The sequence below is a fragment of the Pseudobutyrivibrio xylanivorans genome (assembly GCF_008935055.1).
Classification (GTDB): Bacteria; Bacillota; Clostridia; order Lachnospirales; family Lachnospiraceae; genus Pseudobutyrivibrio; species Pseudobutyrivibrio xylanivorans_A.
In genome coordinates this window covers 535,129-555,251 of the sequence record NZ_CP043028.1, presented here as the reverse complement: position 1 = coordinate 555,251, position 20,123 = coordinate 535,129, and the positions used below count along the sequence as shown (strand labels likewise).

The 20,123-nt window shown below is 42.6% G+C and carries 22 protein-coding genes and 1 riboswitch; of the genes, 19 read left to right on the top strand and 3 right to left on the bottom strand.

Translation table 11 applies throughout. The annotated features are described in order from the left end of the window. Positions 1-26 precede the first annotated feature (26 nt). On the bottom strand, positions 27-713 hold the full coding sequence (locus FXF36_RS02530; RefSeq protein ID WP_151622315.1) for a hypothetical protein: 687 nt from the start codon (positions 711-713) through the stop codon (positions 27-29). Between the two features lie 264 nt (positions 714-977). Between FXF36_RS02530 and ispE the strand changes: the two genes are divergently transcribed. The 3 genes from ispE to FXF36_RS02515 are packed head-to-tail and all read left to right on the top strand — an operon-like array spanning position 978 to position 3,000. Next, positions 978-1,853 carry a 4-(cytidine 5'-diphospho)-2-C-methyl-D-erythritol kinase gene (gene ispE, locus FXF36_RS02525; protein ID WP_151622314.1) on the top strand — a complete coding sequence of 292 codons (876 nt, stop codon included), beginning with the start codon at positions 978-980 and terminating at the stop codon, positions 1,851-1,853. 29 nt (positions 1,854-1,882) lie between these two features. Beyond that, positions 1,883-2,557 carry a GntR family transcriptional regulator gene (locus FXF36_RS02520; protein WP_151622313.1) on the top strand — a complete coding sequence of 225 codons (675 nt, stop codon included), beginning with the start codon at positions 1,883-1,885 and terminating at the stop codon, positions 2,555-2,557. A 26-nt stretch (positions 2,558-2,583) separates the two neighbouring features. Next, entirely contained in the window at positions 2,584-3,000 is a 417-nt protein-coding gene (locus tag FXF36_RS02515) for a YwiB family protein (RefSeq protein WP_151622312.1), read from the top strand. On the opposite strand, the gene FXF36_RS02510 is transcribed toward FXF36_RS02515, so the two are convergent. Then, a complete protein-coding gene (locus FXF36_RS02510; protein WP_151622311.1) occupies positions 2,992-3,384 on the bottom strand; it encodes a pyridoxamine 5'-phosphate oxidase family protein in 393 nt (130 codons plus the stop codon). The two genes, FXF36_RS02515 and FXF36_RS02510, sit on opposite strands and share 9 nt — an antisense overlap. 270 nt (positions 3,385-3,654) lie before the next feature. On the opposite strand from FXF36_RS02510, the gene FXF36_RS02505 reads away from it, so the two are divergent. From FXF36_RS02505 to FXF36_RS02435, 15 genes are all read left to right on the top strand, one after another. After that, complete coding sequence (locus tag FXF36_RS02505) at positions 3,655-3,879, top strand: acyl carrier protein (RefSeq protein ID WP_151622310.1); 225 nt, start codon at positions 3,655-3,657, stop codon at positions 3,877-3,879. A 2-nt stretch (positions 3,880-3,881) separates the two neighbouring features. Next, positions 3,882-4,328 carry an acetyl-CoA carboxylase biotin carboxyl carrier protein gene (gene accB / locus FXF36_RS02500; RefSeq protein WP_151622309.1) on the top strand — a complete coding sequence of 149 codons (447 nt, stop codon included), beginning with the start codon at positions 3,882-3,884 and terminating at the stop codon, positions 4,326-4,328. 2 nt (positions 4,329-4,330) lie between these two features. After that, positions 4,331-5,695 (top strand): acetyl-CoA carboxylase biotin carboxylase subunit, encoded by a 1,365-nt coding sequence (gene accC, locus FXF36_RS02495; protein WP_151622308.1) that lies wholly within the window; start codon positions 4,331-4,333, stop codon positions 5,693-5,695. Continuing rightward, a complete protein-coding gene (locus tag FXF36_RS02490; protein WP_243143566.1) occupies positions 5,692-6,522 on the top strand; it encodes an acetyl-CoA carboxylase carboxyltransferase subunit beta in 831 nt (276 codons plus the stop codon). The genes accC and FXF36_RS02490 overlap by 4 nt, the downstream gene beginning before the upstream one ends. Further along, entirely contained in the window at positions 6,452-7,252 is an 801-nt protein-coding gene (gene accA, locus FXF36_RS02485) for a carboxyltransferase subunit alpha (RefSeq protein ID WP_151622307.1), read from the top strand. Before FXF36_RS02490 ends, accA begins: the two co-directional genes overlap by 71 nt. After that, positions 7,253-8,182, top strand: a complete 930-nt coding sequence (locus FXF36_RS02480; protein ID WP_151622306.1) for a beta-ketoacyl-ACP synthase III — start codon at positions 7,253-7,255, stop codon at positions 8,180-8,182. Between the two features lie 188 nt (positions 8,183-8,370). Next, positions 8,371-9,306, top strand: coding sequence for a nitronate monooxygenase (locus FXF36_RS02475; protein ID WP_151622305.1), 936 nt, complete (start codon positions 8,371-8,373; stop codon positions 9,304-9,306). A gap of 213 nt (positions 9,307-9,519) precedes the next feature. Next, positions 9,520-10,473 carry an ACP S-malonyltransferase gene (fabD, locus tag FXF36_RS02470; RefSeq protein ID WP_151622304.1) on the top strand — a complete coding sequence of 318 codons (954 nt, stop codon included), beginning with the start codon at positions 9,520-9,522 and terminating at the stop codon, positions 10,471-10,473. Then, positions 10,470-11,195 carry a 3-oxoacyl-[acyl-carrier-protein] reductase gene (fabG, locus tag FXF36_RS02465; protein WP_151622303.1) on the top strand — a complete coding sequence of 242 codons (726 nt, stop codon included), beginning with the start codon at positions 10,470-10,472 and terminating at the stop codon, positions 11,193-11,195. Before fabD ends, fabG begins: the two co-directional genes overlap by 4 nt. After that, positions 11,195-12,430 carry a beta-ketoacyl-ACP synthase II gene (fabF, locus tag FXF36_RS02460; protein ID WP_151622302.1) on the top strand — a complete coding sequence of 412 codons (1,236 nt, stop codon included), beginning with the start codon at positions 11,195-11,197 and terminating at the stop codon, positions 12,428-12,430. The genes fabG and fabF overlap by 1 nt, the downstream gene beginning before the upstream one ends. A gap of 185 nt (positions 12,431-12,615) precedes the next feature. Further along, entirely contained in the window at positions 12,616-13,044 is a 429-nt protein-coding gene (gene fabZ, locus FXF36_RS02455; protein WP_151622301.1) for a 3-hydroxyacyl-ACP dehydratase FabZ, read from the top strand. Between the two features lie 7 nt (positions 13,045-13,051). Continuing rightward, entirely contained in the window at positions 13,052-13,564 is a 513-nt protein-coding gene (locus FXF36_RS02450) for a MarR family transcriptional regulator (protein ID WP_243143565.1), read from the top strand. Between the two features lie 126 nt (positions 13,565-13,690). Further along, complete coding sequence (locus FXF36_RS02445) at positions 13,691-15,229, top strand: DHH family phosphoesterase (RefSeq protein WP_151622300.1); 1,539 nt, start codon at positions 13,691-13,693, stop codon at positions 15,227-15,229. Positions 15,230-15,290: 61 nt separating this feature from the next. After that, positions 15,291-15,405, top strand: a riboswitch (FMN riboswitch). A gap of 106 nt (positions 15,406-15,511) precedes the next feature. Then, on the top strand, positions 15,512-16,141 hold the full coding sequence (locus tag FXF36_RS02440) for an ECF transporter S component (RefSeq protein ID WP_243143564.1): 630 nt from the start codon (positions 15,512-15,514) through the stop codon (positions 16,139-16,141). Between the two features lie 119 nt (positions 16,142-16,260). Then, entirely contained in the window at positions 16,261-17,277 is a 1,017-nt protein-coding gene (locus FXF36_RS02435) for an SPFH domain-containing protein (RefSeq protein ID WP_151622299.1), read from the top strand. Positions 17,278-17,533: 256 nt separating this feature from the next. Here FXF36_RS02435 and FXF36_RS02430 read toward each other — a convergent pair whose 3' ends face one another. After that, positions 17,534-17,899 carry a hypothetical protein gene (locus FXF36_RS02430; RefSeq protein ID WP_151622298.1) on the bottom strand — a complete coding sequence of 122 codons (366 nt, stop codon included), beginning with the start codon at positions 17,897-17,899 and terminating at the stop codon, positions 17,534-17,536. Between the two features lie 324 nt (positions 17,900-18,223). Between FXF36_RS02430 and pepF the strand changes: the two genes are divergently transcribed. Beyond that, complete coding sequence (gene pepF / locus FXF36_RS02425) at positions 18,224-20,020, top strand: oligoendopeptidase F (protein ID WP_151622297.1); 1,797 nt, start codon at positions 18,224-18,226, stop codon at positions 20,018-20,020. Positions 20,021-20,123: the final 103 nt, after the last annotated feature.

Genomic DNA, 20,123 nt, shown 5'->3' with positions numbered 1-20,123 from the left:
ACGAATTTTTCCAGAATAATAATCAATTATCCTTCGGCTTTTGCAGCTTCCTCAGCTGCAGCTGTTGTATCTGTCTCGGTTTTCTTGCCGCTATTTTTCCAGTCATCGAATTTCTTTACAACTGCATCATAGGTTTGTGAAGAAATATCTGGAAGCTTCTTGCCCCAGGTACCAGTAGCTTGCTCGTATCCCTTCTTGAATGCAGCTAAAAGCTCGTCAGCCTTGTCAGGGTCATCGCCTGAAAGAGCCTTTGCAAATTCAAGGATTCTGTCAGAAGTTTTCTCAACGCCCCAATAACCGTCCTCTGAAATATCCTCTTTAGCCTTTGCAATAGTATCTGCATCAGCGGTGAATTTTCCTTCTGCAAGGAATTTCCACATATCATCCTGACTTGCAATAGCAAATGTGCTTCCCTGTCCAGCTATTGTCTTTTTTACAATCTCTAACAGGTTGTTCTGCATTTTTTCCTGCTCAGCCTTCAACTGCTGAACAAGAGCAGAACGGTCAGCCTTAGCAAATCTGTCAGTCTTAACAGTTTTATCTTCGGTAGACTTCTCGTAAACAGCAGCCTCCTCAGAAAATTTTCCAGCTTTATCGTCAGTCTTCTGTTCAACTTCGGTGGTATCTTTTGTGGATTCTTCGGCTTCTTTAGATTTTGTATTGTAAGCAGACGAAATGCTAGAAGTAACATTGCTTAGAATATTTACATCCATAGTATAACCTCCTTGTTACCTGGTGGGCAAACGCAGCCCCACGGAAATCCTTTTCCTAATCTCTTTATCGGAAGGTTAATGAGAAAATTTAACGATTAGATTGTATTTATTTTAATACAAAATCCTTGTAAATGTGTGGTTACTTTGTTAAAATTTAACCAGATTGAATACAAAAAACATAGATGTGCAAAATACATAGTAATACAATTTCTGTGTTTCACATTATGTTTTTAGAAGTAATTGATAAGGGAATAGTTATATTTTATGGATTCTATTGATGTAAAAGCTTTAGCAAAGATTAATATTGGCCTTGATGTTACAGGTATCAGGGAGGACGGCTATCATGAGGTTCGCATGATTATGCAGACGGTGAATCTTTTCGATAAGCTGACGGTGAAAAAAGTGAAGGATGGTACGGTCTCAATGAAGACCAACCTGAGATTCCTTCCAGTAAATGATGATAATCTTTGCATAAAGGCAGCAAAGCTTCTTATAGAGGAGTTTGATATTAAAGAAGGCGTGGAAATCGACCTTGAGAAGCATATTCCAGTTGCAGCAGGCATGGCTGGTGGTTCTACTGATGGTGCAGCAGTTTTATTCGCTGTTAATCGCCTCTTTAATCTGGGGTTATCCCGCAAGGATTTGATGGAGCGAGGTGTAAAGCTAGGAGCTGATGTTCCTTATTGTGTAATGCGTGGCACTGCTCTTGCAGAGGGAATTGGAGAGGTTCTTACACCAATTTCTCCTATGGTTAAATGCCCTGTGCTCATTGCAAAGCCAGGTATTTCCGTTTCGACAAAAATGGTTTACGAGGCTCTCGATGCCAAGTTCGATTCGGTGGTTCACCCTGATATCGATCAGCTTATGAAAGATATCGAAGCAAAGGATTTGCAGGCAGTCTGCTCACATATGGGAAATGTGCTTGAGGATGTTACCATTCCGATGCATCCAGTAATTGCTGATATCAAGCAGAATATGTTGGAGCATGGAGCAGTCGGCGCGATGATGAGCGGAAGTGGTCCTACTGTCTTTGGATTTTTCGAGGATAATAAGACTGCACGAGCTGCCAAGGATGCTCTAACAAAGAGTGGCATGGTAAAACAGCTTTATCTTACGACACTATTTAATACAAAGAACTAGAAATTGTTAGCAAAGGAGAGATTTGCAAAATGACTGAAAATCTTACTCTACAAATGGACGATTATTTACCTCTTCGTGATGTCGTTTTCAACACACTTAGAGAGGCTATCCTTAAGGGCGAGTTGAAGCCAGGCGAGAGATTGATGGAAATGCATCTTGCAAACAAGCTTGGGGTTAGTCGCACTCCTATCAGAGAGGCGATTAGAATGTTAGAGCAGGAGGGGCTTGCGGTGACTATTCCACGCAAGGGCGCTCAGGTTGCGAAGATGACAGAAAAGGATTTACAGGATGTGCTTGAGGTGCGTGATGCCCTTGATGCACTTGCAGTTGGCTGTGCCTGTGAACGCATGACAGATGCTCAGTTGGTTGAATTGAAGGAGGCTATGAAGGCTTTTGAGGCAGCCATCAGTTCAGATGATGTGCGTAGCATTGTTGAGGCAGATGAGGCTTTTCATGATGTAATTTACGCTGCAGCTGCCAATCCAAAGCTTGAGAATATTATCAATTCAGCTCGTGAGCAGATGTATCGTTATCGTTATGAATATGTGAAGAATCCATCTGTTTATGCTCAGCTTATTGAGGAGCACAAGGCAATTATTGATGGATTTAGCAGACGTGATGTGGAATTCTTGAAGAACATCATTCACACTCATCTTTCAAATCAGATCAATGCAGTGCGTGAAGTCATCAGAGAGCAGAAATAATATTAATTTTACGGAACAGGAAAAATATGGCAGGAAAAAATTGTATTATTAATCTTGAGTCTAAACAGAAAATGGGCGGCGATCAGGAGACCATTAAAGAGGGCTATTGCGGCATCATAATGGAGCGTGACGACGCCTATTATTTATCCTACAAAAGAAATCTGGAGGATGGTGAGGTCGCCTGTTTATTGACCTTTGACAGACATAGCTTCACCATGTCCCAGAAGGGTGCACTCCGTTCAAAGCTGGAGTTACACCCAGGCGAGAAAACCACCAATGAATACAGCACACCAGTAGGTGCATTGGATCTTCAGGTTTACACCCGCCGTTACGATGTGGTGGAGCAGGAGGACTACATCAAAGTCATTATCGACTATGATATCCTCACTGGCGCCGACCCTATCGAAACCTCAATGGACATAGAAATTATATACTTAGAATGATACGCTACGTGGAGCATCTGTAAATGATGAGAATGTAGCTGTTGCGTTCTTGAAGTAGAGCACCTCGGTGTTGTCATCCTCAGCTGAATACATCTGCTGAAGTGATGGGTAAGCATCGAGCATTGCTTTTTTTGCTTCGATTCTGTCGTCGCGAACGAGCTCGCCAGCTACACGTACCCACTTGCCCTCTGCAAATCCACAAATCTCAACCTTAGGGTTCTTCTGAATCTGCTTTGAAACATCCTTTGATTTTCCAGTCTGAATATAAAGCTTATCCTCGAAAATATTAACAGTTCCGAAAGGACGAACTCTTGGCTGGTCACCATCAACTGTTGCTAAATAATATGTTCCACATTTCTTAAGAAAATCATGTACTTCTTGCATTTTTATCCTCCTTCTTGAGATTGACTCATTTTAATCATCTGCGTTTATGATAGTTTATAGACCGGTGTCTGTAAAGGCTCCGGTCTTTTTTACACCCATGTATTGATTAATACTCTGACGAGGAATATCTAAAAAATTTTAACTAATACCTTGACAACCTAAAAAAGTTGGGTATTATATGGTGTAGTTAGTTCAAATATTTTAACTAAATGTTTTTAGCTAACGAAAATAATTATCAACAAGCAAATTAAACGAAGAAGGAGAACAATTATGTTTGACGTAGTAAAGGAAGTTATTATTGATACACTTAGCTGTGCAGCAGAGAAGGTTACTCTTGAGGCAAATCTTTTCGAAGACCTTGGCGCTGATTCACTTGATGCAGTGGAGCTTTCTCTTGCAGTTGAGGAAAAGACAGGCATCACAATTGATGAGAATGCAATGGCAGAGATTAAGACAGTAGCAGATATCGTTAATTATCTTGAGGCACATAAGTAAAAATGGAAACAAAAGAAATCAAAGAGCTGCTTAAGGCGTTTGATGACAGTGGTAGTTCGTATTTGCGAATTAAGCAGGATGGTGTGGATATACAGTTAAGAAAGCCTGATATAAGTGGACAACCTGTGATACAGCCAGTAAGCCAGCAGGTGGTAGTTGCTCCTGAAGAGGTGGTAGCTGAAAGAACATTGGAAAAACCGAAAGCTGTGGATGGTGTGCTTGTAAAGGCACCACTTGTTGGAGTTTTCTATTCAGCACCATCACCAGAGGAAAAGCCATATGTTCAAGTTGGGGATTCAGTTAAGTCAGGACAGGTACTGTGTCTCATCGAAGCAATGAAAATGATGAGTGAAATCACAGCGCCAAGTGATGGCGTAATTAAAGAAATCTACGCAAAGAATCAGGATGTTGTGGAGTTTGAACAGGAGTTATTCCTCATAGGAGATTAGTCATGTTTAAGAGAATTTTGATTGCTAATCGAGGTGAGATTGCGGTTCGAATCATCAGAGCCTGTATGGAGATGAATATTGAGTGCGTTGCAGTGTATTCTACAGCCGATAAAGATTCTCTTCATGTGAAGCTTGCAACAAAAAGTGTTTGCATAGGTCCAGCAAGAGCCGCAGATAGTTACTTGAATATGGACGCCATTATTACTGCAGCTCAGGTTACAGGCTGCGATGCACTTCATCCCGGATTTGGATTCCTATCTGAGAATTCTGAGTTTGTTCGTAAATGCGAAGAAGCCGGAATTACTTTTATTGGGCCAACTGCTGATGCGATGGATGCACTTGGAAACAAGTCCACAGCCAGAAGAATGATGATGAAGGCTGGAGTACCTGTTGTCCCAGGTTCGGACGGCCCTGTTGAGGACTATAAGAAACTTGAAAAAATAGCAAAAAAGATAGGTTATCCAGTGCTTATTAAAGCCAGCGCTGGCGGTGGAGGCCGCGGAATGCGACGCGTGTACCAGCCGGAGGATCTAAAGAAGCTTTTTGAAGAGGCGAAGGTGGAGACCAGGGCTTGCTTCAATGACGATGAAATGTATGTGGAGAAATTGATTCTGAACCCAAGGCATATTGAGTTTCAGATTTTAGCAGATGAACACGGCAACGTGATTCATCTAGGGGAGCGCGACTGCTCAATTCAGCGCAAGAATCAAAAGCTGATTGAGGAAAGCCCATGTATGTTTATAAATGATGATTTGCGTAAGGCAATGGGAAAGGCTGCGGTGCTTGCAGCAAAGGCAGCAGGCTATACAAATGCAGGCACGGTAGAATTCGTCTTAGACGAGAAGAACCATTATTATTTCATCGAAATGAATACAAGGATTCAGGTGGAGCACGGGGTTACAGAGGCTGTCACCGGAATCGATTTGATAAAGCAGCAGATTCGAATTGCATTTGGAGAACCACTGAAAATAAGGCAGCGAGATGTAAATTTAAAGGGGCATGCAATTGAGTGTCGAATAAATGCGGAAGATCCAGCTAAGGGGTTCATGGCAAACACTGGAAAGATTACATTTTTGAATGTACCGGGAGGTCCAGGGGTTAGAGTGGATACGCTTCTTTATAATGGCTATGAGACAAGTCCATTTTATGATTCCATGATGGCAAAAATCATTGTTCATGCAGAGACCAGACTTGAAGCCATCAGGCGAATGCGAAGAGCACTTTTAGAATTGGTGACAGAAGGAATTACTACTAATGGAGATTTCGATTATCTACTTCTTCACCACCCGGACTTTGTGAAGGGAAACTATAATGTGAGCTTCATAGAGGAACACGTTGATGAGATTTTAAATTGGGATAACGTATGAATGTAGTAGACCAGAGACGTGAAAAATTTAATAGATATAAGACGCTTAGGGAAACCTATGATGGGAAGGCAGAGCTGACAATAAAGCCAGTATCTGAATACACAGCAGTAAACCGTATATACGATATTGCAGATGAGGGAACCTTTAAAAGATTCGAATATGATTTTCCTGAGACCGACCCACTGGAATTTGATGGGTATGTGTCAAAAAAGGAGGAACTTAGACAGGAACTGGATTGTCATGATGCCATCATTTCAGGCACCTGCAAAATTGATGGTCATAAAGTGGTTCTGACTGTTATGGATAAACGCTTCATGATGGCTTCAATGGGAATTGAGCTTGGCGAGATGGTTTGTCGAAGTGCAGAGTACGCCATGAGCCATAAACTGCCATTGATATTTTTCACCGCCAGCGGTGGCGCCAGAATGCAGGAAGGAATCCTGAGTCTGATGCAGATGGCGAAGACCAGTGCAGTAATTGAAAAATTCAAAAACAGTGGAGGCTTATATATCGTTGTTTTGACCCATCCAACTACAGGTGGGGTCAGTGCAAGCTTTGCAACACTGGGAGATATCACATTGGCAGAGCCAGGAGCACTGGTAGGATTCGCAGGTCCACGAGTAATAGAGCAGACCATCGGCGAAAAGCTTCCAGAAGGCTTCCAACGCTCCGAGTTTTTGCAGGAGCATGGATTTGTGGATGCAGTGGTACAAAGGGAACAGATGAGGGTGACTCTTGGAAAGGTGTTGAAGTTACATGAAAGCAATAGAACGTGTACAAATAGCCAGAGACAAAAATCGACCAAAGGTGACAGATTACATCAATAACGTATTTTCGGATTTTTTTGAGCAAAAGGGCGACTTGCTTGGGAAAGAAGATGCAAGCATCTATGGAGGAATTGCATTGTTCCATGGAAGACCAGTTACTGTGCTTGGACATCGCAAGGGAAATGATGTAACTGAAAATGTTACCTGTAACTTTGGTATGCCAGGACCCGAAGGCTATCGCAAGGCTCTTCGAATTATGCGGCAGGCAGAGAAATTTGGCAGACCAATTATCACTTTCGTGGATACCCCAGGAGCATATCCGGGAGTCGAAGCGGAAATGTATGGAATATCTCAGGCTATTTCAGGAAACCTGGCGGCTATGAGCTCTCTAAAGGTGCCAGTTATTACAATAGTTACTGGTGAAGGAAGTAGCGGAGGAGCTCTTGGAATTGCAGTGGCAAATCGAGTCTATATGTTGGAAAACGCAGTGTATTCGGTGCTTTCCCCAGAGGGATTTGCTTCAATTTTGTGGCATGACAGTGCAAGACGAGATGAGGCGGCAGATGCAATGAAGCTGACGGCTCAGGATCTTTGGAATTTTGGAGTTATTGACGGAATTATTCCTGAGCGAGGTCTATACCTTAGAGTTTCTAACGTTATTGAGGCCGCTCTCAAGGAACTTGAGGGAATGACAGGGGAGGAACTGGCCCAGGCGCGATTTGAAAAGTTTAGGAACTTTGACGAGGCATATTTACGGAGTGCTTCTGCAGCTAGAATGGAAAAGATTTAAATGACAGGAATAGAGATTATAGCAACCGGAGCTTATGCTCCAAAGAACATTGTTACAAACGATGATTTGGCAAAAATAGTAGACACAAGTGATGAGTGGATTAGTAAACGCACTGGCATGAAGGAGCGCCACCATGTTTCTGAAAAAGAAAATCACACCTACTTGGCTGAGCAGGCTGCCAGACAGGCAATTGAAAGAGCAGGCATATCAAAGGAAGATATTGGAGTTGTGATTGTATGCACCGTATCGGCAGATTATTTTTCACCATCCTGTGCATGCATACTTCAGGGAAGACTGGGGCTTTCAAATGATATTATTGCATTGGATGTCGGTGCAGGCTGTTCAGGATTTATCTTCGGTCTTGAAACAATAAGAGCCCTGATGATGGCAAGAGATGCAAAGTATGGACTTATCGTTGGTGCAGAAGTTTTATCCCAAAAAATGGATATGACTGACAGAAGTACCTGTGTATTGTTTGGCGATGGTGCAGCAGCTGCTGTGATTAGCCTTGCGGATAACCAGTACACATCTGTGATTGGTGTGGACGGTGATGAGGAGATGATAAACATCAAATCTCCAAATGGTTTTATACACATGGATGGACAGGGCACATATAAATTCGCCGTTGCCACAGTGCCAAAGGTGATTGAACAGGTGGTTAATAAAGCGGGACTTACCTACGATGATATTGACCACTTCGTATTGCATCAGGCGAATCTTCGTATCATTGAATCCATTGCAAATAAAGTAAAACAGCCAATGGATAAGTTTGTGGTAAATATAGAAAAATACGGCAACACATCCGCCGCCAGCGTGGGTCTCGCCCTTGACGAAGCCATTACTGCAGGGCGAATTCGCAAAGGCGATAAAGTACTTCTATGCGCCTTTGGCGCCGGACGCACGTGGGGCGCAATCGTATTGGAAATGTAAACTTTAAAATTTAGATGAACTTCATCCGAAAAGATACCTAGTTTTATTTATGAGCCCTTGATGAGCCATCCCTACTTAGAAGGCTCTGAAAGAGGCTTCTTATGTAGGGTAATGAGCGAATAAGAGCGCAAGCGTGGCGAATAATAACACTAGGTAGCTTAGAGGAATGAAGTGGACTAGGTGATTATATGAATTTGAAAGATTTAACAGGAACCAAATATCCAATTATCCAAGGTGGCATGGCCAACATCGCCACAGGCGACTTCGCCGCAGCTGTTAGCAATGCGGGGGGACTAGGTCTCGTGGCAAGCGGTGGCATGAATGCCGAGGCTTTGCGTGAGCAGATAAGGATTTGCAAATCAAAGACAGATAAGCCATTTGGTGTGAATCTGATGCTTATGAATCCTGATGTAGACAACATTGCCCAGATGCTTATAGAGGAGAAGGTTCAGTTTATTACAACAGGTGCAGGTAACCCTGGCAAGTACATGAAGGGCTGGAAGGAAATGGGAGCGAAGGTTTTCCCTGTTGTAGCTTCTGTTGCTCTTGCAAAGGTGATGGTGAGAGCTGGTGCTGATGCTGTGATTGCAGAAGGTGGCGAGTCAGGTGGTCACGTTGGTGATATGACAACAATGACCTTGCTTCCACAGGTGGTTGCAGCAGTGGATGTACCAGTGATTGCAGCAGGTGGAATTGCAAGTGGAGAACAGATGGCAGCTGCCATGCTACTTGGGGCTTGTGGAGCACAGGTTGGTACATGTTTGCTGGTGTCAGAGGAGTGTCCAATTCATGAGAATTATAAGCAGGCATTGATTAAAGCAAAGGATAATGCAACAACAGTAACAGGTCGTAGCCAAGGGGCGCCAGTGCGAATACTTAAAAATGAAATGGCTCGCGAGTACCTAAAACTTGAGGCTGCTGGAGCCGACCGTGATCAGCTTGAGCAAATCACACTTGGTGGTCTTCGCAGAGCAGTCGTTGATGGCGACATCCTTCGAGGCTCAGTCATGGCAGGACAGGTCTGCGGACAGCTCACCGCCATTCGCCCTGTTGCCACCATCCTCGACGAATTATACGTAAATGCGAAGCATTCGTTATCCTGTGCCTCATCAATTGATATTTAATAAGTTGTAGTAGCGTGAATTATTAGAAGAGCTTGATGCTTGAAAAGAATAAATATGTTTCCAATGAGCCCTTGATGATACGACCCAAAAGGATGATTGCGCATGCAATCAACTTTTGTGGTCTAGTAAGCGAAGCTTACATGCAAGAGCGCAAGCGTGGCGAATGGAAATATATTTATTCTTTGAAAGCTCAAAAGCGGACTAGGAGTTTATATGAAACTAGGAATTGTATATGCAGGCCAGGGTTCCCAGAGAGTGGGTATGGGTAAAGATTTTTATGATAAGTATGAGGATTTCAGAGAGACAATTGATAAGGCCACGGAAACCGTAAAGGGCGTTACAGATATGGATGTTGCAAAGCTTAGCTTTGAAGGTCCAGTGGAACAGCTCTCAGACACTAGATACACTCAGCCGGCCATGGTAGCCTTTGCAATTGGTGTCACAAAGCTTTTACATAAAAAAGGAATTAAGGCTGACTATACCTGTGGCTTGAGCTTGGGCGAATATTCAGCCCTTTATGAAGCTGGGGTATTGGATGAGGAAAAAATCCTTGAGCTTATTGCAAAACGTGGAAAATATATGGCCGAAGCTGCAGCAGACAGACCAGTGAAAATGTGCGCAGTCCTTGGGGCAGAGCGTGAGGTGGTGAAGGAGGCCTGTGACTATGTTAATAACGCACTTTGCCAGGAATTTATTGTTCAACCGGCAAACTATAATTGCCCTGGGCAAATTGTAATTTCAGGTGATGCTGTGGCTGTTGATAAGGCTAGTGCTTATTTAAAGGATGCAGGTGCAAAACGAATTTTGCCACTAAAGGTGAGCGGCCCATTCCACACAAAGCTTATGAAGCCTGCAGGAGATAAATTGGCCAACGAGTTTGAAAAGGTTGATTTTAAAAATCCTAATTCCAAGGTGATTTTCAATTGCCTTGGTAAAGAAAAGTCACCTGAAGAATCAGTTTCAAAGCTGTTAGAAAAGCAGGTGCAGTCTTCAGTTTATCTTGAGGATTCAATAAAATATATGGCCGATGCCGGGGTCGACACAATCATTGAAATTGGCCCAGGTAAAGCTATCAGTAAGTTTATAAATAAGACAGTAGATAATGTAAAGGTGTATTCAATTGATACAGTGGAAGATTTTGAGAAAACCATGGAGGAGCTGGCATGAGTGTAGCGCTTATAACAGGAGGCAGTCGTGGAATTGGCAGAGTTATTGCTGAGAATCTTGCCAAGGCTGGCTATGATATTGCAGTTTGTTTTTCTGGTAACGAGGATGCCGCTCAGGAGACTATAACAGAGTGTAAAAAGCATGGCGTACAGGCTATGTATATTAAGGCAAATGTTAGTAATGCAGAAGATGTGTCAAACATGTTTGATGAAATAAAAAGCATGCTGGGACCTGTTGAAATTCTTGTTAATAACGCAGGTATCACAAAGGATGGACTTCTTATTCGAATGAGTGAGGAGGATTTTGATTCAGTTGTGGATATCAATTTGAAAGGAACCTTCCTTTGTTCAAAAGCTGCTATCAAAGACATGATGAAGGCAAGAAAAGGTCGAATTATAAATATCACATCAATTGTTGGTGTTGAGGGAAATCCAGGGCAGGCCAACTATTGTGCCAGCAAGGCAGGAATTATCGGATTTACGAAGTCGGTGGCGAAGGAATATGGTGGAAAGGGCATTACCGTAAATGCGGTAGCCCCAGGGTTTATTCAGACAGCTATGACAGATAAGCTTCCTGAAAATGTGAAGGAAGCCTATCTGAAGCAAATACCACTTGGCCGTTTTGGACAGCCGGAGGATATTGCAAATGTAGTTGAATTTTTAGCATCAGACAAGGCTGCCTATGTGACAGGTCAGGTCATAGAAGTGACTGGAGGAATGTAATGAGAAGAGTTGTTATTACTGGAATGGGAACGGTGAATCCACTTGCAAATAATGTGGATGAGACATGGAAGGCTGTAAAAAATGGTGAGTGCGGCATCGGGCCAATAACTCATTTTGATACATCGGATTTAAAGGTTAAATTGGCAGGCGAGGTTAAAAATTTTGATGCAGCCGAAATCCTTGGTCCAAAGGAAGCAAAGCGTATGGATGTGTATTGTCAGTATGCCTGCGCAGCGGCAAAAGAAGCAATGGCTGATGCGAAGCTTGATATGGAAAAAGAGGATGCAGACAGAATTGGTTGTATTGTGTCGTCAGGAATCGGTGGCCTTTCCACTATTGCCGAGGAGCATGGTAAGGGAGAGACTAAGGGCTATAGTAAGATTTCCCCATATTTCATACCCATGGCAATCAGTAATATGGCAGCAGGACAAATTGCAATTATGTTTGGCTTGAAGGGAATGTGTACCTCAGTTGTAACTGCCTGTGCCAGCTCAAATAATGCAATCGGTGATTCCTTCCATAGAATTCGTGACGGTTATGAAGATGTAATGGTTTGTGGTGGTGCTGAGGGCGTGGTTATGCCACTGGCTATTGGTGGATTTCAGTCCATGAAGGCTCTTTGTACAAGCGAGGATCCAAATCGTGCATCAATTCCATTTGACAAGGAGCGACATGGATTTGTCATGGGCGAAGGTGCAGGTATTCTTGTAATTGAGGAGCTCGAGCATGCCAAGGCTCGTGGAGCCAAAATCTATGCAGAGATTATTGGTTATGGAACTAACTGCGATGCTTATCACATTACCGCACCGAATCCTGAAGGCGAGGGTGGTGCAAAGTGCATGGCGCTGGCGGTGAAAGACGCAGGACTTGAGATGAAAGATGTGGATTATATCAATGCCCACGGAACCAGCACAAGTCTCAATGATGCAGGTGAAACCCTGGCAATCAAGAAGGCATTTGGTGACCATGCTTATAAGCTTATGGTAAGCTCCACAAAATCTATGACAGGCCATTTGCTTGGCGCAGCGGGAGCAGTGGAGGCAATCATCACATCTCTCGCTCTACGGGACAGCTTTGTACCGGCTACCATCAACTATCGCGAGCCAGATGAAGCCTGTAATCTAGACATAGTACCTAACGAAGGTCGCACCGCAGATATTTGCGTAGCTCTCTCAAACGCACTCGGCTTCGGAGGCCACAACGCGTCTATTGTATTTCGAAAATATGTTAACTAAAGACCTTATATGAGGTGGTACTTTGATAGGGAACCAAGTATTATCATTGAGCCCTTGATGAGCCATCCCTACTTAGATGGTGCGTAAGCAGCATCTTATGTAGGGCAATGAGCGAATAAGAGCGCAAGCGTGGCGAAATATAATACTTGGATTCCCTGAAAAAAGACCACCGGACTGGAGTATTTATGGAATTATCAAATAGTGAAATCCAAAAGATATTGCCACATCGCTATCCATTTTTGCTGGTAGATAAGATTGTGGACTGTGAGCCAGGCCAGTATGCCAAAGGCATCAAGTGCGTCAGCGCAAATGAAATGCACTTTATTGGACACTTCCCAGGGCACCCAGTAATGCCAGGAGTACTCATTATTGAGGCGCTGGCCCAGGTTGGTGCAGTGGCACTTCTCACAGAAGAGGAGAACAAGGGCAAGCTGGCATTCTTTGGTGGCATCAAAAATGCCCGTTTCAAAAAGCAGGTTGAACCAGGTGATGTACTGGAGCTTGAGTGTAGGCTCACAAGTCGCAAGGGGCCTGTAGGATTTGGTGAAGCTGTGGCCTATGTGGATGGCCAGGTGGCTGCAAAAGCAGAAATTTCTTTTGCCATAGGAGAGTAAGTTCGTTATGATAGTATTCGGGGACATAAATAAGAAAAAGGAACGGGTACTAAAAATGTTAGAACAGACACTTTCCGAGGTGTACACCAAATTTAAGATTCATTTCTATCAGGAGATGTTCAAACAGCTCAACTCAAGAGAAACCTCTCTTACAACCGTCGAGCTTTTTTGCGTAGAAATAATACATGCTCTTAAGAATCCTACAGTTGCAGAGTTTGCCAATTTCATAAATGTATCTTCACCAAACGCTGCTTACAAGATAAATAGTCTTATTCAAAAGGGATATATTACAAAGACTCAGTCTGAGACTGACCGCCGTGAATATCACCTTCAAGTTACTGATAAATACTATAACTATTTCAATCTTTCTCAGAAGTATGTGAACAAGGTTGTGGAGCGCTCCAAGGACTTTTTCACTGCAGAGCAGGTTGAGATTTTAGATGGTATTCTCAAGGACATGTCTCACGAACTGATGCAGGAGGTTGTAATTCCACCAGTGGAGGTTGAGACTCAACAGTAGAATATTAATTAAAAGTAAATTTAGGTTTGAGACCGACTGTGTTTCAAACCTTTTTTGTACACATTTTACAAGCGTTATTTTGTATAATGTTTTGAGAATATTCTGGGGAGAGTAGGAGTATAAGTAATGAAGTTATCACAGCTATTGGATTTTAATAATATAATCGTTCAGTGCCATAATACGCCTGATGCTGATGCTATTGCATCTGGAATGGCCCTGACTAAATATCTTAAGGATAAGGGAAAGAATGTCTGCTTTGTTTACGGTGGAAATTTCGAAATCACAAAGAGTAATCTTAAGCTAATGATTTCGGATTTAAATGTGAATATTCACTATGTGCGTCATCAGGTTCAACTGTCACAGCTGCTTGGTATTCGTGAGCAGGAGCTTCCGGATTTGCTTATTACAATTGACAGTCAGTATGGCGAGGGAAATATTCGCAAGTTCAAGGCAAAGACAATTGCGGTAATCGACCATCATCAGATTTCAAATCCTTTGCCAGAGCTTTCAGAGGTTCGTTCATATCTTGCCAGCTGTTCCACTTTGATTTGGGGTATGCTGAGAGAAGAGGGGATTTCTATTTCAGATGATGTTAGTCTTGCTACAGCTCTTTACTACGGTCTTCTTACAGACAGTAGTAATTTCTCGGAAATCCACCATCCTTTGGACATGGATATGCGAGATGAGTTGAAATACAGCAACACGCTCATTACAAAGTTCAAGAATTCTAACATCTCTCAGGAGGAGCTTAGAATTGCTGGTATTGCTCTTCTTGGCTCGGAATATTACAGGGACAATCATTATTCTATCGTAAAGACAGACCCATGTGACCCTAATATTCTTGGAATCATTTCGGATATGCTTCTTGAGGTTGAGGACGTGGATTGCTGCCTGGCATACTCTATTCACGAGGGCGGAATCAAGATTTCCGTTAGAAGCTGTGTGAAGGAGGTCAAGGCCGACGAGCTTGCTCGCTTTATTTGCGAGGGCGTTGGTAATGGTGGCGGACACACAATCAAGGCTGGTGGTTCAATCATTCGCTCCCTTCTTGAAAAGCAGGAGCTTGATTATAATTCTTCATCTGTACAGCAGTTCTTCCGTGAGCGCATGAAGGATTACTTCTTAGATAACGAGATAATTTATGCATCGGATTATCAGGCAGATATTTCTGATATGGACAAATATAAGAGCAAAAAGATTTATCTGGGATATGCAAAGGGCAGTGATATTATGCCAGTTGGAACCAAGATAATTATCCGTGCACTTGAGGGTGATTTTGATGTTGAAATTGCAGAGGATACCTATATTGTTGCAGGCGTTCGCGGTGAGATTTATGTGACAACGGAGGAGATGTTTGATACGTACTATAATCGTAGTGATGCAGAGTACAGATACCCTGGTGACTACGAGCCTATAATTCGTACTCAAAAGCATGGTCAGACACAGAGCTTGTTGCCTTTCATAAAATCATGCGTTTATATTGGCAATGGAGATATTTATGCAAAGGAAATCAGCCGCAGAACAAAGGTCTTCACCAAGTGGTCACCAGAGAATTATTGTCTTGGTAGACCTGGAGACTATTTTGTTGTTTCAGGTCAGAATCTTTCCAATGTTTATATTCTCGATAGAGAGCTTTTCAACAAGACTTATGAGAAGGAAAAATAATGGAATAATCTGATTTTTCAGTTGATTCATTTTAAAGAGTGTAGTATATTTTTATCAAATAGGAAATCTTCAGGGCAGGGTGTGATTCCCTACCGGTGGTATAGCCCACGAGCCGCAAGGCATGATTCGGTGTGATTCCGAAGCCGACAGTATAGTCTGGATGGAAGAAGATGTGCAAATTATTTTAGTGTACGTTAAAGCCCTGAGATTAATCTCAGGGCTTTTCTTATGAGGTGTTAACGAAGATCTCCTATAAAATTTTAATCAATAGGGAGGTCCAAAATGGATTCAGTAGGAATGACAAACATGCAAACAAAAACTAACAAGAAGGTAGATGTCAGAAGCATGACAGTGACAGCGATGCTCTCAGCAATTGCTTTTGTGCTTATGTTCTTAGACACAGCAGTGCCAATTATGCCAAGCTTTATCAAGCTTGATGTTTCAGAGCTTCCAGCACTTATGGCATCCTTTGCACTTGGCCCAGTGTACGGCGTTATCGTATGCCTTATCAAGAATATTCTTCACCTTTTCATTACTCAGACCGGTGGTGTTGGTGAGTTTTCAAACTTTATTCTTGGTGCAGCTTTCGTGCTTCCTGCTGGCTTAATTTACCATCACAAGAAGACAAAGAAAAATGCAATTATTGGAGCAGTTGTAGGTGCAGTTATTATGGCAGCTATCAGCTTCCCATCAAACCTTTATGTAGTATATCCGGTATACTACAACTTCATGCCAAAGGATGTTATTGTGGCAGCTTATCAGGCAGTGGCACCATTCGCAAAGATTAATTCCATTGAGCAGTGCCTACTCCTCTTCAACGTGCCATTTACATTCGTAAAAGGCTTAATCTCAGCGATTATCACTGTGTTGATTTACCAGCCACTTCGTCCGTTATTGAAGGGAAATAAATAGAGTTAATTCGCAATCACAGATTAATTAGAACAGTCTAAAGGAGCAGATTTTGAGTAGAAATCTGCTCCTTTATTTATTATACTTAAACCATAAAATAATATTTTTGAGGAGGTATTGTTATGCCAGTTTTAATTGTTTTATTGATTATTATCATTGTAGCCATTGCTTTCGGAATTCGAATTGTTCCACAGGGCTACGTATTTGTTATTGAATTTTTAGGAAAATATCATGCAACCTGGCAGGCAGGTTTTCATGTTATGATTCCTTTCCTTCAGAGAGTTGCAAAGCGTGTTTCCTTGAAGGAGCAGGTGGCTGATTTCCCACCACAGGACGTTATCACAAAAGATAATGTTATTATGAAAATTGACACTGTAGTTTACTTTAAGGTACAGGATCCAAAGCTTTATGCTTATGGAGCTGAGCGTCCTATTGTTGCTCTTGAGAATCTTACAGCTACTACACTTCGTAACTTGGTTGGTGAGCTTGAGCTTGACCAGACTCTTACATCACGTGACAACATCAATTCAAAGATGCGTGTAATCCTTGATGAAGCTACTGATCCTTGGGGTATCAAGGTAGGCCGTGTTGAGCTTAAGAACATCATTCCACCAGAGGAAATTCAGCGTTCAATGGAGAAGCAGATGAAGGCTGAGCGTGATCGTCGTGAGACTCTTCTTGAGGCAGAAGGTCACAAGCAGGCTTCTATCACAAGAGCAGAAGGTGATAAGCAGGCACTCGTTCTTAAGGCTGAGGCTGAAAGAGATGCAGCAATCGCAAGAGCAACAGGCCAGGCTGAGTCAATCCGCCTTGTATATGAGGCTGAGGCTCGTGGTATTGAAATGCTCAAGGCTGCAAACATGGATGAGAGAGTTCTTCTTATCAAGAAGCTTGAGGCTCTTGAGAAGATGGGAGATGGCCGTGCAACAAAGATTGTGGTACCTACAGATCTTGCAACAGCTGCCGCTGATCTTACCTTTAAGACAGAGATGCTTGGCTTCGGCGAGAGCACACCTATCGACAAGACAGCTCCAAAGGAGCCAGTCCAGACAAAGGATGACCCTTGCTGCAGCGACGCCGACAAAGGCGCGACAACCCGTCACTTCGCCAAGGATCACGTTGGGTTCGAAGGGGTATAAGGTATTAGATGAGCCTGTAGCTATCTAGCTCTTGGTGTTGCCTAAGGAGCCAATCTCGCGACATATGAACCCAAAAGGATGATTGCTTTGCAATCAACTTTTGTGGTCTAGTAAGCGAAGCTTACATAAAAGGGCAATACCAAGGCTTGAGAGCGTAACAGGCGGACTAAAAATGAGACACCATGTCCTGGCTAAACTGGCCAGTAATGGTGTCTCTTTATTATATCAGCACACGAACGTGTGCAGTTTACATCGCCTAGAAAGCGATGATTGAGAACCCTTCTTTCAATCCGTTGACCTGTAGGTAAGACTTTACATCAAGCACTCTCTTTGTGAGCTTATGTCCAGTCTGTGTAAACCCATCAGATTCAACTTCATTAAAGATAATGTCATTGCCGTCTTCAATACCACGACGGTCTGTTACATGATATTTTACAACTCCGCTGGCAATTCTGCCAAACTCAGCCTTTGAAACAAGCACACTTATTTCTGTGATTCCACCAGCTGCGCCGGTACGAAGTGTATTGGTGTCAGCAAAGAACTGGCGTCCAAGCTCATCCGCTTTGTTTCCACTCATTGCATCGCTAAGTCCCTTAATCAAATCAGCTCTGTTATCTGCCATAGCCTGCTCCTTTTCAAACGACACCAACGACTGTATTAATAGAATACATTGAAAATTTGAAAAATTGGTGATTAAAGTTTGAAATGTGTTAAAATAACTGTTGCTATTCACAGTTATAAATATTCAAGAATTTATTCTTGTCATGCTTGCATGTAAAAGAATGATTCTTGAATATTTATAAACTAGAATCAGTGACTCCCACTACATGAAGAATTTTAAGTGCTTTAGCACTGGGAAAGAACTCTGAAAGAGTTCAATTCTGAAAGAAGTGGGAGTCAACTGTGAATAGCAACAAAGCGATTATTTTAGATAGGAGAATTGATTATGGCAAAAGAATTAATCAGCCGTGACCAGGTTCGCGTGGAGGATACATGGGACCTGACAGATATGTATGAGGACAAGGCCGCTTGGGAGGCAGAACTTAAGTTCATCGAAGAGAAGCTTCAGGAGATTGCAAAGTTTGAGGGAAAGGTTTGCGATAGCGCATCTAACCTTCTTACTGTTCTTGATATTGATGCAATTCTTGGGGAGAAGTTTGACCTTGCGTTTAACTATGCAGAGCGTCTCTTCGACCAGGATCAGGGAAATACAGAGCATCAGGCAATGTCACAGAGAATGTTTGGTCTCTATGCAAAGATTGGTGCCACACTTTCATTTGTTTCACCTGAGGTTTTAGCATGTCCATCTGAGAAAATTGAGGGCTTCTTTAAGGAAGAATCAAAGCTTGAGCTTTATAGAATCGAGATTAAAGAAATCCAAAGATTGAAGGATCACACTCTTTCAGCTGAGATGGAGAAGGTTGTTGCCATGACTCAGGAAATGGGCAACACTCCATCAGAAGTTTACAGTGCATTTAAGAATGTTGATATGACATTCCCTGCAATCAAGGATGAGAATAATGAAGAGGTTGTTCTTACAGATGGTCGTTTCGTCCCAATGCTTATGTCTGCTGACAGACGTGTTCGAAAGGATGCATTTGAGAACTATTACGGTGAGTACAAGAAGTACTTAAATACAATGGCTGCTATTTACAATGGAGAGGTTAAGCAGCACATCTTCAATGCAAGAGTTCGCAAATACGAATCAAACCTTGAGGCAGCTGTTGATGCAAACAATGTATCACCACAGGTTTATGACAATCTTGTTAAGACAGTAAATGCAAATTTAGATAAGCTCCATGCATACGTTTCACTTCGTAAGAAGTGCCTCGGTGTGGATGAGCTTCATATGTATGATATTTACACACCAATGATTGCTGATGTTGCAAAGCCTGTTAAGTACGAAGAGGCACAGAAGACAATCTGCGAAGCTCTTGCTGTTCTTGGTGATGATTATGTTGCGCTTCTTAAAGAAGGATTTGAGAATCGTTGGATTGATGTTTATGAGAATAAGGGTAAGCGCGGCGGCGCATACTCAGCAGGCGCATATGGTACACATCCATATATGCTTTTGAACTATACAGACACACTTGATGATATGTTCACTACAGCTCATGAGATGGGTCACTCAATGCACAGCTATTTCTCTAACAAGACACAGCCATACATCTACAGCCAGTACAAGATTTTCGTTGCAGAGGTAGCATCTACTTGTAATGAGATTCTTCTATTAGAATACCTTCTCAAGAACTGTACCGATAAGAAGGAGAAGGCATATCTTCTCAACCACTACCTTGATAGCTTCAAGGGCACAGTATTCCGTCAGACACAGTTTGCTGAGTTCGAGAAGACAACAAACGAGATGGTAGAGGCTGGTGAGAACCTTAACTCAGAGAATCTTTGCAAGCTCTATAAGGAAATCAACGAAAAGTACTACGGACCAGATATGATTTCTGACGATGAAATTGCTTACGAGTGGGCACGTATTCCTCACTTCTACTACAATTTCTATGTATATCAGTATGCAACAAGCTTCTGTGCAGCAGTAGCAATTGCAGACATGATCTTAAAGGAAGGTGAGCCAGCTGTTGCTCGCTACAAGAAGTTCTTATCATCTGGATGCACCGATGCGCCAGTAGAGCTTCTCAAAATCGCAGGCGTAGACCTTACTACACCTGCACCTATCGAAGCCGCCCTCGCTAAGATGGGCGACATCATCAACGAGCTCGCAGAGCTCGTGTAACTGAATAGTACACAGTGCATAGCGAACCAGCGAACCCCTCGTAGCCATCAAGCTTATGGGTAACTGAAGCGAAACATGTAGTTGAGCGTAGTTACCCATGGCT

Bases quoted from the DNA above. Each gene is read 5' to 3' on its own strand.
- FXF36_RS02435 (WP_151622299.1), top strand. From the start codon at position 16,261: ATGCCAGTTTTAATTGTTTTATTGATTATTATCATTGTAGCCATTGCT.
- FXF36_RS02505 (WP_151622310.1), top strand. From the start codon at position 3,655: ATGTTTGACGTAGTAAAGGAAGTTATTATTGATACACTTAGCTGTGCA.
- fabG (WP_151622303.1), top strand. From the start codon at position 10,470: ATGAGTGTAGCGCTTATAACAGGAGGCAGTCGTGGAATTGGCAGAGTT.
- FXF36_RS02490 (WP_243143566.1), top strand. From the start codon at position 5,692: ATGAATGTAGTAGACCAGAGACGTGAAAAATTTAATAGATATAAGACG.
- FXF36_RS02430 (WP_151622298.1), bottom strand. From the start codon at position 17,899: ATGGCAGATAACAGAGCTGATTTGATTAAGGGACTTAGCGATGCAATG.
- FXF36_RS02480 (WP_151622306.1), top strand. From the start codon at position 7,253: ATGACAGGAATAGAGATTATAGCAACCGGAGCTTATGCTCCAAAGAAC.
- accA (WP_151622307.1), top strand. From the start codon at position 6,452: ATGAAAGCAATAGAACGTGTACAAATAGCCAGAGACAAAAATCGACCA.
- pepF (WP_151622297.1), top strand. From the start codon at position 18,224: ATGGCAAAAGAATTAATCAGCCGTGACCAGGTTCGCGTGGAGGATACA.
- FXF36_RS02440 (WP_243143564.1), top strand. From the start codon at position 15,512: ATGGATTCAGTAGGAATGACAAACATGCAAACAAAAACTAACAAGAAG.
- FXF36_RS02520 (WP_151622313.1), top strand. From the start codon at position 1,883: ATGACTGAAAATCTTACTCTACAAATGGACGATTATTTACCTCTTCGT.
- ispE (WP_151622314.1), top strand. From the start codon at position 978: ATGGATTCTATTGATGTAAAAGCTTTAGCAAAGATTAATATTGGCCTT.
- FXF36_RS02530 (WP_151622315.1), bottom strand. From the start codon at position 713: ATGGATGTAAATATTCTAAGCAATGTTACTTCTAGCATTTCGTCTGCT.
- fabZ (WP_151622301.1), top strand. From the start codon at position 12,616: ATGGAATTATCAAATAGTGAAATCCAAAAGATATTGCCACATCGCTAT.
- FXF36_RS02445 (WP_151622300.1), top strand. From the start codon at position 13,691: ATGAAGTTATCACAGCTATTGGATTTTAATAATATAATCGTTCAGTGC.
- fabF (WP_151622302.1), top strand. From the start codon at position 11,195: ATGAGAAGAGTTGTTATTACTGGAATGGGAACGGTGAATCCACTTGCA.
- accB (WP_151622309.1), top strand. From the start codon at position 3,882: ATGGAAACAAAAGAAATCAAAGAGCTGCTTAAGGCGTTTGATGACAGT.
- FXF36_RS02450 (WP_243143565.1), top strand. From the start codon at position 13,052: ATGATAGTATTCGGGGACATAAATAAGAAAAAGGAACGGGTACTAAAA.
- accC (WP_151622308.1), top strand. From the start codon at position 4,331: ATGTTTAAGAGAATTTTGATTGCTAATCGAGGTGAGATTGCGGTTCGA.
- FXF36_RS02475 (WP_151622305.1), top strand. From the start codon at position 8,371: ATGAATTTGAAAGATTTAACAGGAACCAAATATCCAATTATCCAAGGT.
- FXF36_RS02515 (WP_151622312.1), top strand. From the start codon at position 2,584: ATGGCAGGAAAAAATTGTATTATTAATCTTGAGTCTAAACAGAAAATG.
- fabD (WP_151622304.1), top strand. From the start codon at position 9,520: ATGAAACTAGGAATTGTATATGCAGGCCAGGGTTCCCAGAGAGTGGGT.
- FXF36_RS02510 (WP_151622311.1), bottom strand. From the start codon at position 3,384: ATGCAAGAAGTACATGATTTTCTTAAGAAATGTGGAACATATTATTTA.